The organism is Streptomyces cadmiisoli (assembly GCF_003261055.1).
Lineage (GTDB): Bacteria > Actinomycetota > Actinomycetes > Streptomycetales > Streptomycetaceae > Streptomyces > Streptomyces cadmiisoli.
Genome location: NZ_CP030073.1, coordinates 4174811 through 4187335, shown reverse-complemented (window position 1 = coordinate 4187335; position 12525 = coordinate 4174811). Strand labels below are relative to the sequence as shown.

General features: G+C 72.1%; 11 protein-coding genes. 9 read left to right on the top strand and 2 right to left on the bottom strand.

Going from position 1 to position 12525, the window contains the following annotated elements; genetic code table 11:
- The first annotated feature begins 106 nt into the window (after nucleotides 1–106).
- From DN051_RS17935 to ilvD, 3 genes are all read left to right on the top strand, one after another.
- Complete coding sequence (locus tag DN051_RS17935) at nucleotides 107–931, top strand: sugar phosphate isomerase/epimerase family protein (RefSeq protein ID WP_079001835.1); 825 nt, start codon at nucleotides 107–109, stop codon at nucleotides 929–931.
- Entirely contained in the window at nucleotides 928–1548 is a 621-nt protein-coding gene (locus DN051_RS17930; RefSeq protein WP_053762924.1) for a TetR/AcrR family transcriptional regulator, read from the top strand. The genes DN051_RS17935 and DN051_RS17930 overlap by 4 nt, the downstream gene beginning before the upstream one ends.
- Nucleotides 1549–1767: 219 nt before the next feature.
- The gene (gene ilvD, locus DN051_RS17925) at nucleotides 1768–3621 is read left to right on the top strand and encodes a dihydroxy-acid dehydratase (RefSeq protein ID WP_053762923.1); all 1854 of its coding nucleotides are present in this window, start codon (nucleotides 1768–1770) and stop codon (nucleotides 3619–3621) included.
- A 164-nt stretch (nucleotides 3622–3785) separates the two neighbouring features.
- Here ilvD and DN051_RS17920 read toward each other — a convergent pair whose 3' ends face one another.
- Entirely contained in the window at nucleotides 3786–6107 is a 2322-nt protein-coding gene (locus DN051_RS17920; RefSeq protein WP_112439066.1) for a serine/threonine-protein kinase, read from the bottom strand.
- A gap of 146 nt (nucleotides 6108–6253) precedes the next feature.
- Here DN051_RS17920 and DN051_RS17915 point away from each other — a divergent pair, with 146 nt between their 5' ends.
- From DN051_RS17915 to proC, 6 genes are all read left to right on the top strand, one after another.
- Nucleotides 6254–6607 (top strand): hypothetical protein, encoded by a 354-nt coding sequence (locus DN051_RS17915; RefSeq protein ID WP_112439065.1) that lies wholly within the window; start codon nucleotides 6254–6256, stop codon nucleotides 6605–6607.
- Between the two features lie 97 nt (nucleotides 6608–6704).
- Nucleotides 6705–7199, top strand: a complete 495-nt coding sequence (locus tag DN051_RS17910; protein WP_053762920.1) for a hypothetical protein — start codon at nucleotides 6705–6707, stop codon at nucleotides 7197–7199.
- Nucleotides 7200–7750: 551 nt separating this feature from the next.
- The gene (locus tag DN051_RS17905) at nucleotides 7751–8545 is read left to right on the top strand and encodes a class I SAM-dependent methyltransferase (protein WP_053762919.1); all 795 of its coding nucleotides are present in this window, start codon (nucleotides 7751–7753) and stop codon (nucleotides 8543–8545) included.
- A gap of 297 nt (nucleotides 8546–8842) precedes the next feature.
- A complete protein-coding gene (locus tag DN051_RS17900) occupies nucleotides 8843–9667 on the top strand; it encodes an ABC transporter ATP-binding protein (protein WP_112439064.1) in 825 nt (274 codons plus the stop codon).
- Complete coding sequence (locus DN051_RS17895; protein WP_112439063.1) at nucleotides 9664–10449, top strand: ABC transporter permease; 786 nt, start codon at nucleotides 9664–9666, stop codon at nucleotides 10447–10449. Before DN051_RS17900 ends, DN051_RS17895 begins: the two co-directional genes overlap by 4 nt.
- A gap of 116 nt (nucleotides 10450–10565) precedes the next feature.
- Nucleotides 10566–11375 carry a pyrroline-5-carboxylate reductase gene (gene proC / locus DN051_RS17890; protein ID WP_053762916.1) on the top strand — a complete coding sequence of 270 codons (810 nt, stop codon included), beginning with the start codon at nucleotides 10566–10568 and terminating at the stop codon, nucleotides 11373–11375.
- Between the two features lie 30 nt (nucleotides 11376–11405).
- On the opposite strand, the gene trpS is transcribed toward proC, so the two are convergent.
- Complete coding sequence (gene trpS, locus DN051_RS17885) at nucleotides 11406–12446, bottom strand: tryptophan--tRNA ligase (protein WP_053762942.1); 1041 nt, start codon at nucleotides 12444–12446, stop codon at nucleotides 11406–11408.
- Nucleotides 12447–12525: the final 79 nt, after the last annotated feature.

The window sequence follows — 12525 nt, the reverse complement described above, 5'->3', positions numbered from 1 at the left end:
CGGGCGGGAGCCCCGCGTCCCGGGCCCGCGCACGGCCCCCGGGGGGCCGCCGTCGGGGCGCATTCCGACCGAGGCCCACCGCGTGGAGCCACGTACGCTGTCCATCGTGGCAGAACCAGTCGTGCGCATCCCGGATGCGAAGGTCGCCCTGTCGACGGCCTCCGTCTACCCGGAGTCGACGGCGACGGCCTTCGAGATCGCCGCGCGCCTCGGTTACGACGGCGTCGAGGTCATGGTCTGGAACGACCCGGTCAGCCAGGACCTGGACGCGCTGCACCGGCTCAGCGACTTCCACCAGGTCCCGATCCTCGCCGTGCACGCCCCCTGCCTGCTCATCACGCAGCGCGTCTGGTCCACCGACCCCTGGAGCAAGCTCCAGCGCGCCCGGGCGGCGGCCGAGAAGCTCGGCGCCGGCACGGTCGTCGTCCACCCGCCCTTTCGCTGGCAGCGCCAGTACGCGCGTGACTTCGTCGCCGGGATCTGGCGCATGGCCGACGAGACGGACGTGCGTTTCGCCGTCGAGAACATGTACCCCTGGCGCTACCGCGACCGCGAGATGCTCGCGTACGCCCCCGACTGGGACGTGACGAAGGACGACTACCGCCACTTCACGATCGACCTCAGCCACGCCGCGACCGCGCGCACGGACGCCCTCCAGATGGTCGACCGGATGGGCGACCGGCTCGGCCACGTCCATCTCGCGGACGGCTCCGGGTCCAACAAGGACGAGCACCTCGTCCCCGGCCGCGGCACCCAGCCCTGCGCCGAGCTGCTGGAACGTCTGGCGCGGTCCGGTTTCGACGGGCACGTCGTCATCGAGGTCAACACCCGTCGCGCCATGTCCGGCGCCGAGCGCGAGGCCGACCTCGCCGAGGCCCTGGCCTTCACACGGCTCCATCTGGCCTCCGCGATGAAAGCGCGGCGGCGATGACCGGCACGACACCGGCGCCGCGCCGCCGGGGACGGCCGCCCCGCGCGGAGTCCGCCGCGGCCCCCGCCGCCCGCGACCGCATCCTCGCCGCGGCCCGCGAGGAGTTCTCCGAGCGGGGCTACGAGAAGACCTCCGTACGAGGTATCGCCAAGGCGGCCGGCGTGGACTCGGCGCTGGTGCACCACTACTTCGGCACCAAGGAGCAGGTGTTCCAGGAGGCGGTGGAGGACGTCTTCGCACCCGCCCTGAGAGCGCCGGACGTGATCTTCGAAGGTGCGCCCGAGGAGATCGGCGAGCGGTTCGCGCGGTTCCTGTTCGGGATCTGGGAGAACCCGGTGACCCGGACGCCCCTGCTCGCGGTGATGCGGTCGGCCGTGAACAACGAGGTGGCGGCCTCCGTCCTGCGCCGGCTCGTGGCCTCTCAGCTGCTCCGCAGGGTCGCCGCCCAGGTCGGTTTCCCGGACGCCGAGCTGCGCGCGGAACTGGCGGCGTCGCAGCTCGTCGGGGTCGCGATGCTGCGGTACGTGATCAAGCTGGAGCCGCTGGCGTCGGCCGATGTCGAAGTGATCGTGCAGCGGATCGCACCGGTCGTGCAGGGGCACCTGACGAACCCCTGACGAGCGCCCGAGGAGCGCCTGACCGGCTTGCGCAGGCCGCACGCAGGCCGCACGCAGGCCGTGCTCAGGCCGTGGTCATGTCGACCACCGGCCGTGCGGCCTCCCGCCGAAGCACTTGTCTGCTGAGACACTTGTCCCGCATTTCGGACAGTGTGTCCGTCCCTTGGAGCACCGGCGTACGCTCGAATCAGTCACAACTCTCCGAAGGAGCGAGCGACCATGCCCGAGCTGAGGTCCCGCACAGTCACCCACGGCCGCAACATGGCGGGCGCCCGCGCCCTTATGCGCGCCTCCGGTGTACCCGGTGCGGACATCGGCCGGAAGCCGATCATCGCGGTCGCCAACAGCTTCACCGAGTTCGTGCCGGGGCACACCCACCTCCAGCCCGTCGGCCGGATCGTCAGCGAGGCGATCAAGGAGGCCGGCGGCATCCCGCGCGAGTTCAACACGATCGCCGTCGACGACGGCATCGCGATGGGCCACGGCGGCATGCTGTACTCCCTGCCGTCCCGCGACCTGATCGCGGACAGCGTGGAGTACATGGTCGAGGCGCACTGCGCCGACGCCCTGGTCTGCATCTCCAACTGCGACAAGATCACGCCCGGCATGCTCATGGCCGCCCTGCGCCTGAACATCCCGACGGTCTTCGTCTCCGGCGGCCCGATGGAGTCCGGCCGCGCCACCCTGGTCGACGGCACGGTCCGCACGCTCGACCTGGTCGACGCGATCTCCGACGCCGTGAACGACAAGATCTCCGACGAGGACATCCGTCGTATCGAGGAGAACGCCTGTCCGACCTGCGGATCCTGTTCCGGCATGTTCACCGCCAACTCGATGAACTGCCTGACCGAGGCCATCGGCCTCTCCCTGCCGGGCAACGGCTCCGTCCTCGCCACCCACACCGCCCGCCGCGCCCTCTACGAGGACGCCGCCCGCACGGTGATGGACCTCACCCGCCGGTACTACGAGCAGGACGACGACACCGTCCTGCCCCGCAACATCGCCACCTTCGCGGCCTTCGAGAACGCCATGGCGCTGGACATCGCCATGGGCGGCTCCACCAACACGATCCTGCACCTGCTGGCCGCCGCCCAGGAGGCCGGCGTGCCCTTCGGGCTGGAGCAGATCGACGCCGTCTCGCGCCGTGTGCCGTGCCTGGCCAAGGTCGCCCCCAACGTCGCCAAGGACCGCACGTACTACATGGAGGACGTGCACCGGGCCGGCGGCATCCCTGCCCTGCTCGGCGAGCTGCACCGCGGCGGCCTGCTCAACGAGGACGTGCACGCCGTCCACAGCCCGTCCCTGTCGGACTGGATCAAGACCTGGGACGTGCGCGGCGGCTCCCCGTCCGCACAGGCCGTGGAGCTGTGGCACGCGGCGCCCGGCTGCGTCCGCTCCGCCGAGGCCTTCTCGCAGTCCGAGCGCTGGGAGGCCCTGGACGTGGACGCCGAGGGCGGCTGCATCCGCTCCGTCGAGCACGCGTACTCCAAGGACGGCGGCCTCGCCGTCCTCAAGGGCAACCTCGCCGTCGACGGCTGCGTAGTGAAGACGGCCGGCGTCGACGAGTCGATCTGGACCTTCGAGGGGCCGGCGGTGGTCTGCGAGTCGCAGGAGCAGGCCGTCGAGAAGATCCTCAACAAGCAGGTCACCGACGGCGACGTGGTCGTCATCCGCTACGAGGGCCCCAAGGGCGGCCCCGGCATGCAGGAGATGCTCTACCCGACGTCGTTCCTGAAGGGCCGCGGCCTCGGCAAGAGCTGCGCGCTGATCACCGACGGCCGCTTCTCGGGCGGCACGTCCGGCCTGTCCATCGGCCACGCCTCACCGGAGGCGGCGTCCGGCGGCACGATCGCGCTCGTCGAGGACGGCGACCGTATCCGCATCGACATCCCCAACCGCACCGTCGAACTGCTCGTGGACGACGCGGAGCTCGCACGCCGCGAGCAGGCGCTGAACGGGGTGTACGCCCCGAAGGACCGCGAGCGCAAGGTGTCGGCCGCGCTGCGCGCCTACGCCGCCATGGCGACCAGCGCCGACAAGGGCGCCGTGCGCGACGTCAGCAAACTGGGCTGAGACCCGGCACAGGGGAGACCCGGCACAAGGGAGACGCGACCCAGGGGCCGTCGGCGACGCCGGCGGCCTCTTCGCTGCCGTCAGCCGTCATGCGGGGAGCGGCGGCCTCTCCACTGTTGTCGTGCGGGCCGGTGTGGTCGACGGAGCGGGCGGCCCCATCACGGTCACCAGGCCGCCGGATCGGTCCCGTCCACCACGAACAGCGACCCGTCCCCTGCCGCGGCGTACACCCTGCCGTCGGCCGCCAGCGGCGACGGCAGCCAGGCCACCACCGACTCACGCGCCGCACCGGGCCGCGCCCGTGTCTGCCCCAGCAGCGCGCCCTTCGCTGCGTCCACGGCGACCACCCGCCCGTCCGCGCCGCCCAAGTACACCCGGCGCCCGGCGGCGACCGGCGCCGAAGGGAAGCTCACCGACGTCTGGATCTGCCACAGCTGCGCCGAGGTCCGCGTGTCGACGGCGACCAGGGCGCCGTCGGCGCTCAGCAGGTACACCGTGTCGTCCCGTACGACGGCCTGGGCCCCCGCCAGCGGGTACCGCAGGGCGGTCCGGCGCTGCGTGCCGTCCGCGGTGTCGTAGCGCACGACAGCGTCCGTGTCGGAGTGCGTCACGGACGTCGAGGTGAACCAGAGCACGCCGTCGTGCGCGCCGACCAGGCCGAGCGCCCCGTCCAGCCGCCGCTGCCAGTGCGCGTCGCCGGTCCGCGGGTCCACCGCGGTCACCCGGGTCCCGGTCCCGTCCGCGTCCACCGCGTACGCGATCCGGTCGCCGTACGACTGGAACACCGGCTGCGTCACCCCGTCGACGGCGCGCCGCCACACGCGCTCGCCGGTCGCCGCGTCGAGCGCCGTGACCTGCGAGTCGCGGCCGGTGAGCAGGACCGTCCCGCCCACGTGCGCGATCCGCCCGTCGTAGCGCGCGACGTCCTGGCTCCAGCGGGTCCTGCCGGTCGCCGGGTCCAGCGCGTCGAGCCGGCGTCCGCCGTCGCTGAAGACATGCAGCAGCCCGCCCGACAGCACGGGAGGCCGGACGTCCCCGTCAGCCCGCGCCCCGGCGGCGGCACGCGCCCACCGCACGTCTCCGTCGTCGGGATCGACGGCGGCGGCGAGGACACCGGGACGCACGCAGTAGAGGGTGCCGGGTGTGTGGACGCACTGCGGCAGGCCGCTCGCCTCGGCGCCGCGGGCGCTCAGGTCGATGTCCCAGGGCTGGAAGGGCGCGGGCCGTGCCGACTCCGCCGGGGTGCGCGGGTCGCCGGACCCGACGTGGGCGACGGCTCCGGCCCCGAGCGCGAGCCCGGCGGCCACGGCGACGGCGACCGGCCACCGGCGCCGCTTCCGGCCGCCGGCCGGCGGCATGCCGTGCGCCTGAGACCGACCGGCGGCCGCAGCGGGCGCCGCACGCCGGTGGGTGGGCGGCTCCTCCTCCGGCGCCCGCCCGGCCGTCCGCGCGGGCCGGGCAGCCCGTCCGCCTGCGTGCTGCCCCGGTTCGTCCGCGTACGACGCGGGTTCCTCCGCGTACGACCCGGGTTCCTCCGCGTACGACGCGGATTCGTCGGCGTACGACCCGGGTTCATCCGTGCGCGGCCCCGGTCCGTCCGTGTGCTGCCCGGGGTCGCCCGTGCGCTGCCCGGGTATGAAGGCCTGCGTGTCGTACGAGGCCGACACCGACCGCAGCCCCGCCATCAGCTCGTCCGGAGTGGGCCGGTCCTCCGGCTCCTTGGCCAGACAGCGCGCGACGAGCGGCAGCAGCTCGTCCGGCACCCCGGTCAAGTCCGGTTCCTCGTGCACGACTTGATACGCCACCAGATAGGGGCTGTCGGAGTCGAAGGGTCCGCTGCCGGTCGCCGCGTGCACGATGACCGATCCGAGCGCGAAGACATCGGCGGCCGGTCCGACCTCCCGCGGCCTGCGGAACTGCTCCGGAGCCATGAACGGCGGCGTGCCGATCAGCTTGCCCGTCTCGGTGCGCAGTTCGCTGTCCGAGGGCCGGGAGATGCCGAAGTCGATGACTTTCGGCCCGTCCCCGGCGAGCAGGACATTGCTCGGCTTGAGGTCGCGGTGCACCACTCCGGCCCGGTGGATGTCCCGCAGCGCCTCGGCGAGTCCCGCCGTCAGCCGCCGCAGCCGGGCGGGGGCCAGGGCCCCGTTCCGCTTCACGTACTCGGAGAGGGTGGGACCGGGGATGAACAGCGTCGCCATCCAGGGGCGTTCGGCATCGGGGTCGGCGTCGACGACCGGCGCGGTGAACGCTCCGCTCACCCGCCGGGCGGCGGCCACCTCCTGCCGGAACCGCCCCCGGAACTCCGGGTCCTGCGCGAACTCCGCGTGCACCACCTTCACGGCCAGCCGCAACCCCGAGGCCGAGCGCGCCAGATGGACCACACCCATGCCGCCGGAGCCGAGCTGCCCCTCCAGCAGATACTGCCCGGCGTACCGCGGAGATTCCGCTTCCGCATCCGTACCGGTGCTGGGCGATGGCGGCATCTCTCACCCCCGGATGTCCGGCCGCACTCGCGACGCGCTGAGCCTAGTCGATCCTTCGTGCGAAACCTCTGGGGCTTGCTAGCCTCGGTGCGCCGCACGATTTTGGCGTGAATCACTCACAAGCATCCATACGGGGGGAGGCCGACATGGCCACGGAAGACATCGAGATACCGGCGACGGCCGGGCCGGAGACGGCACCGGCGTCGACCGACGACGCGGACCCGACGACGGGCGCGACCACGCAGGCGAGAACCCGCGCCTACTCGGTCGCGCCCGGTATCCGCCTCAACGTCCGCGGCGGCCCCGGCGTCCACCACCGGGTCGTCCGCGTCCTGCCCGAGGGCGCCACCGTCCAGATCCACTGCCAGCGCCCCGGGGACACCGTCACCGGCTACTACGGCACGTCCAACATCTGGGACTGCATCGCCAACGGCCAGTTCGTCTCCGACACCTACGTCAACACCGGCAGCGACGGCTACGTGGCAGCGCGCTGCTCCTGATCACTCGGTGGCCGACGCCGCTCCCCTCCGACGCGGCCGGGGCGGCGTCGGACCCACCGGGCGGGGACCGCCCGGGACCGCGAGCCATAATCGACCCGTGAGCGACAAGCAGAACGGCACCCAGGACGAGGCGAAGGGCCCCAGCCCCGAGCCCATCCGTTTCTTCGGCACGACCTGGGTCAACCACGACGACGGCTACCGGATCCGCCGCATCGGCGCGGCCACCGGCGCCCTCGCCGCGGCCGTCGCCTCCTGCCTGGTGCTCCGCTTCGCCTACGAGGGCCTCCAGCTCGCCGAGACCGGCAGCTTCGTCACGCTCCTGGTCGTCGTGATGTTCGCCGTGTGCAGCGCCCTCGCCTTCCGGCACAGCTGGGACGCCTACTCCAAGCGCCCGGACCCCGACCGCCAGGCCTCCCTGCGCGGCCTGCTGACCATCGGCTTCATCGGCTCCCTGCTCGCCTACTCCTTCCGCGCCCTGGTCGAGGCCCCCGGCGAGAAACTGCACCGCGAGGAGTACGAGGCGGCCCTCCGGCAGCACGAGAAGCGCACCTCCCGCCGAGCCGGCAACCCCAAAAAACGCCGCCGCCCCTGACCGGGAAGCCGTGCCGGGCTCGGGAACGTGGGTGTGGGCTGCTGAGTGTGCGGGGGCGCGGGCCTGGGGGCCTGAGCGTGGGTCCGGGCGTGGGCGTGGGCGTGGGTGTGGGACCGGGCGTGGGTGTGGGCTTGGCCGTGAGTGCGTGCGGGGCGCGAGCCTGGGCGCGGGACTGGGCCTGGGCGTGGACGTGAGTTTGGGCGCGGGCGGGGGAGTGGACCCCCGGGTGCGGCGCGGGCGCGCGGCTGGGCGTGGGTGTGGGCGTGGGTGCGGGCGTGTGCGTGGACCCGGGTGTGGCGCGGGCGTGGGGCTGGACCGGAGCGTGGGCGCGGTTGTGGGCTGGGCGCGCGGGCGTAGGTGTGGACGCGGGGTTGGGCACGGGCGTGGGTGTGGACGCTGGGCTGAGCGCGGGCGTAGGTGCGGACGCTGAGCTGAGCTGAGCTGGGCTGGGACACAGGCATGCGCACGGGCGTGAGCCCGATCCCGGGCCCTAGCACCGACGCCCGTCCACCCCCTGTCACCGAACACCCCACCCCGGCGACCATGGACCCATGGCCACCTCGACGACCCCGCCGCCCCCGTCCACCAGCGCGGCCCGCGCCCACTCCTTCAACGCCGCCGCGGCCCAGTACGCCGCCAACCGCCCCACCTACCCACCCGCCCTCTTCTCCGCGATCGAGGACCTGGCCGGCCGCTCGCTCACCGGCTCCCGCGTGGTGGACGTCGGCGCCGGCACGGGCATAGCCACCACGCTCCTGCGCGACCGGGGTGCCGACGTCCTGGCGGTCGAGCCCGGCGACGGGATGTCCGCCCATTTCCGCCTCGCCCACCCCGGCATCGCACTCGTCCGGGGCGACGGCAACGCCCTCCCGCTCGCCGACGCGTGCGCCGACTTCGTCACCTACGCCCAGGCCTGGCACTGGACCGACCCCGCCCGCGCACTGCCGGAAGCCTTCCGCGTACTGCGGCCGGGCGGGGCGCTGGCTCTGTGGTGGAACAGGGACGCGGCGGACATCCCCTGGATCGCCGCACAGGCGGAACGCATCAAGCGCCACTACGGCGACGGAATCATCGTCCAGCAGGACGCCGTGGCGTCCATGTCCGTCCCGTCCACGAACGCCCCCACGCCACCGGACTACGCCCGCCGGGTCGTCCGGTGGAGCCGTCGAGTCCCGCTCGGCACCCACCTCGCGAACTTGGCCAGCCACTCGATCTTCCTGGTCAACGGCACCGCACGCAGCACCGCCTTCCTCACCGAGGAGCGAGACCACCTCCTGCGCACCTTCCCCGACGGCCATGTCGACGAGGTCTACGACGTGGACCTCCTCCTCACTGTCGCCCCCTGACCCCAGCCACCCCCCCTCGCAACGCCCCTGACTCCCACTACCCGGGCCGCCCGAGCCCTCCAGCCTCACGGCGTCGAGCCCCGCCACGCCCGGCTCCGCCCCGGTGACCCGGACGGAGCCGGGCCCTGTCCGGCTCCGTCCGGGCGCCGCCCCGCCGGTTCCGGCTTCCGCCCGGTTGCGCTTCTCCCTGACATGACGGCCCACACGGCCCCGTCCTCGACGAGCCGTGACGTCCCTCGACGACCCACACAGCCATGCCACTTGACGCCCGGCACAGCCGCGAGCATTATTCATCGCATGATGAATTATGCTTCCGGCCCGCCCGGCACGGGCGGAGGATCCGTTTCCCACGCCGCGCAGACCCCCGCCATCCACGCCGAGCGACTCACGGTCACCCGCGGCACCCGAACGGTCCTGCGCGGCCTCGACTTCGCCGTCCCGCGCGGCCGGATCACCGGGCTGCTCGGCCCCTCCGGATGCGGCAAGTCGACCCTGATGCGCGCCATCGTCGGCACCCAGGCCAAGGTCACCGGCACCCTCGACGTCCTGGGCAGCCCCGCCGGCCACGCCTCCCTGCGCACCCGCATCGGCTACGTCACCCAGGCGCCGTCCGTCTACGACGACCTGACGGTGCGCCAGAACCTGGACTACTTCGCCGCGATCCTCGACCCGGGCCGCTCAGCCGCCGACCGCCGCCACGAGCACGTCACCCGTGCCATAGCCGACGTCGCCCTCACCGGCCACGCCGGTTCCCTGGCCGGCAACCTCTCCGGCGGTCAGCGCAGCCGCGTCTCCCTCGCGGTCGCACTCCTCGGCGCCCCCGAACTTCTCGTCCTGGACGAGCCCACCGTCGGCCTGGACCCCGTCCTGCGCCGGGACCTGTGGCAGCTCTTCCACGACATCGCCGCCGGTCGCGGCGCCACCCTCCTCATCTCCTCCCACGTCATGGACGAGGCCGAGCGCTGCCACCGCCTCCTCCTCATGCGCGAGGGCGAGATCCTCGCCGAGGACACCCCCGACGCCCTGCGCACCCGCACCGGCGCCGAGACCGTGGAAGCGGCGTTCCTGCACCTGGTGGACGAGGCAACCGCACAGAGCCGCAACAAGGAGACGACCCCATGAGCACGACCACCGCGGCGAACACCACCCCCGCACCCACCAGCGCCCTGAACGTCTCGCGCACCCTCGCGACCGCGTCCCGCGTCCTGAGCCAGCTCCGCCACGACCCGCGCACGATCGCACTGCTGATCCTCATCCCGTGCCTGATGCTGATCCTGCTGCGCTACGTCTTCGACGGCAGCCCCCGCACCTTCGACAACATCGGCGCCTCCCTCCTCGGCATCTTCCCGCTGATCACGATGTTCCTGGTGACCTCGATCGCCACCCTGCGCGAACGCACCTCCGGCACCCTCGAACGCCTCCTCGCCATGCCCCTCGGCAAGGGCGACGTGATCGCGGGTTACGCCCTCGCCTTCGGCGCCCTGGCGATCGTCCAGTCCGCCCTCGCCACGGGTCTCGCGGTCTGGTTCCTGGGCCTGGACGTCACGGGATCCCCCTGGCTGCTGCTGCTCGTGGCCCTGCTCGACGCCCTGCTCGGCACAGCCCTCGGCCTCTTCGTCTCGGCTTTCGCGGCCTCCGAATACCAGGCGGTGCAGTTCATGCCTGCAGTGATCTTCCCCCAGCTCCTCCTCTGCGGCCTGTTCACCGCACGCGACAACATGCACCCCGTCCTGGAGGCCATCTCCGACGTCCTTCCCATGTCCTACGCAGTCGACGGCATGAACGAGGTCCTCAAGCACACGGACATGACCGCGAACTTCGTCCGCGACGTCCTGATCGTGGCGGGCTGCGCCCTGCTGGTCCTGACCCTGGGCGCGGCGACACTCAGGCGCCGCACCGCCTGACCGCAGGGCTTCCTACCAGGCAAGTGTCGTCCCGACAGCCGGACAGCCCACGCGCCCGACCACCCCGAGTGCGAGGATGGCCCTGGACGACGCACACCCCGGAGGGCACGCCTGTCATGACCCAGAAAGTCGCAGTCCACGGCACCGGCAAGATCGGCGAAGCCCTGCTGAGCGGAATGATCCGGGCCGGCTGGACCCCCGCCGACCTCCTGGTCACCGCCCGCCGGCAGGAACGCGCCGAAGAACTCCGCACCCGCTACGGAGTCACCCCGGTCACCAACGCGGAAGCCGCCAAGACCGCCGACACCCTGATCCTCACGGTCAAACCGCAGGACATGGGCACCCTCCTCGAAGAACTCGCCCCCCACGTCCCCGCCGACCGCCTGGTCATCAGCGGCGCCGCGGGCATCACCACCTCCTTCATCGAGGAGCGCCTCGCCACCGGCACCCCTGTCGTCCGTGTCATGACGAACACCCCCGCCCTCGTCGACGAGGCCATGTCCGTCATCTCCGCCGGCAGCCACGCCAACGAGGCCAACCTGGCTCACGCGGAGGAGATCTTCGGCGCCGTCGGCAAGACCCTCCGTGTCCCCGAGTCCCAGCAGGACGCCTGCACGGCCCTCTCCGGCTCCGGCCCGGCCTACTTCTTCTACCTGGTCGAAGCCATGACCGATGCGGGCATCCTGCTCGGTCTGCCCCGCGACAAGGCCCACGAACTGATCGTCCAGTCCGCCATCGGCGCCGCCACGATGCTCCGCGACAGCGGTGAACACCCGGTGAAGCTCCGAGAGAACGTCACCTCCCCGGCCGGCACCACCATCAACGCCATCCGCGAACTGGAGAACCACGGCGTACGGGCCGCCCTCATCGCCGCCCTCGAAGCCGCCCGCGACCGCAGCCGCGAACTGGCCTCCGGCAACAGCTGACCCGGCCGCCCCCTACTCCGGGGACCGCGTCTACCGAGCGGCGTTCAGTACGACGCCGTCCGTATCGGAAGCGGAAGCCGCCGGAAGCAGACCGATCGCTCGATAAGCCGCATCCACGGTCGGCCGCGCCATCGCCCGTGCCCTCTCCGCACCATCCCGCAGCACCCCCTCCACATAGCCGGGATCCGTACACAACTCCTTGTGCCTCTGCTGCACAGGCCTCAAGACCTCGATCACCGCCTCCGCGGTGTCCTTCTTCAAGGCGCCGTACGACTCGTATACACCGCTCAAGCCTTCCGGGTTCCCACCCGTACACGCAGCGAGGATCTCCAGCAGATTGGCGACCCCGGGCCGAGCCTCCCGGTCGTACACGACGTCCTGTCCGCTGTCGGTCACCGCCCGCATGACCTTCTTCCGCACCACGTCCGGCTCGTCCAGCAGATAGACGATGCCCGGCCCGACGTCGTCGCTCTTCCCCATCTTCGACGTCGGGTCCTGAAGGTTCATGACCCGAGCGCCCACCTCCGGATGCGTCGCCCGAGGCACCACGAACGCATGCCCGTACCGCTGGTTGAAGCGCACCGCCAGATCCCGGGTCAGCTCCACGTGCTGAGCCTGGTCGTCCCCGACGGGCACCTCGTCCGTCCCGTACGCCAGGATGTCCGCGGCCATGAGCACGGGATACGTCAGCAGCGAAAGCCGCACGCTCCCGCCCCGCCCCCGCTCCAGGGCCGCCTTCTCCCTGTACTGGATCATGCGCCGCATCTCACCGTCGGTGGCCACGCACTCCAGGAGATACGACAGCCGCGCGTGCTCGTCCACATGGCTCTGCACGAACACGGTGCACAGCTCCGGATCGAGGCCGGCCGCCAGCAACAGCGTCCCCGCCTGCCGGCTCAGCCTGCACACCCGCGCCGGATCGTGCTCCACGGTCAGCGCGTGCAGATCGACGATGCAGAACAGGGCGTCCGCCTGGTGCTGGTCCACCGTGACCCACCGCCGCATGGCCCCGATGTAGTTCCCCAGCGTCAGGTGCCCGGTCGGCTTGACCCCACTGAAGACCCGCTTCAACTCCCACCTCCTGAGCAGGGACCGCCGCACCGCCACCGGCCGCACCCTCAGAGGGGAGAAACGAGAACGGCCGCCGGAA

Bases quoted from the DNA above. Each gene is read 5' to 3' on its own strand.
- ilvD (WP_053762923.1), top strand. From the start codon at position 1,768: ATGCCCGAGCTGAGGTCCCGCACAGTCACCCACGGCCGCAACATGGCG.
- DN051_RS17900 (WP_112439064.1), top strand. From the start codon at position 8,843: ATGATGAATTATGCTTCCGGCCCGCCCGGCACGGGCGGAGGATCCGTT.
- DN051_RS17905 (WP_053762919.1), top strand. From the start codon at position 7,751: ATGGCCACCTCGACGACCCCGCCGCCCCCGTCCACCAGCGCGGCCCGC.
- proC (WP_053762916.1), top strand. From the start codon at position 10,566: ATGACCCAGAAAGTCGCAGTCCACGGCACCGGCAAGATCGGCGAAGCC.
- DN051_RS17895 (WP_112439063.1), top strand. From the start codon at position 9,664: ATGAGCACGACCACCGCGGCGAACACCACCCCCGCACCCACCAGCGCC.
- DN051_RS17915 (WP_112439065.1), top strand. From the start codon at position 6,254: ATGGCCACGGAAGACATCGAGATACCGGCGACGGCCGGGCCGGAGACG.
- DN051_RS17920 (WP_112439066.1), bottom strand. From the start codon at position 6,107: ATGCCGCCATCGCCCAGCACCGGTACGGATGCGGAAGCGGAATCTCCG.
- DN051_RS17930 (WP_053762924.1), top strand. From the start codon at position 928: ATGACCGGCACGACACCGGCGCCGCGCCGCCGGGGACGGCCGCCCCGC.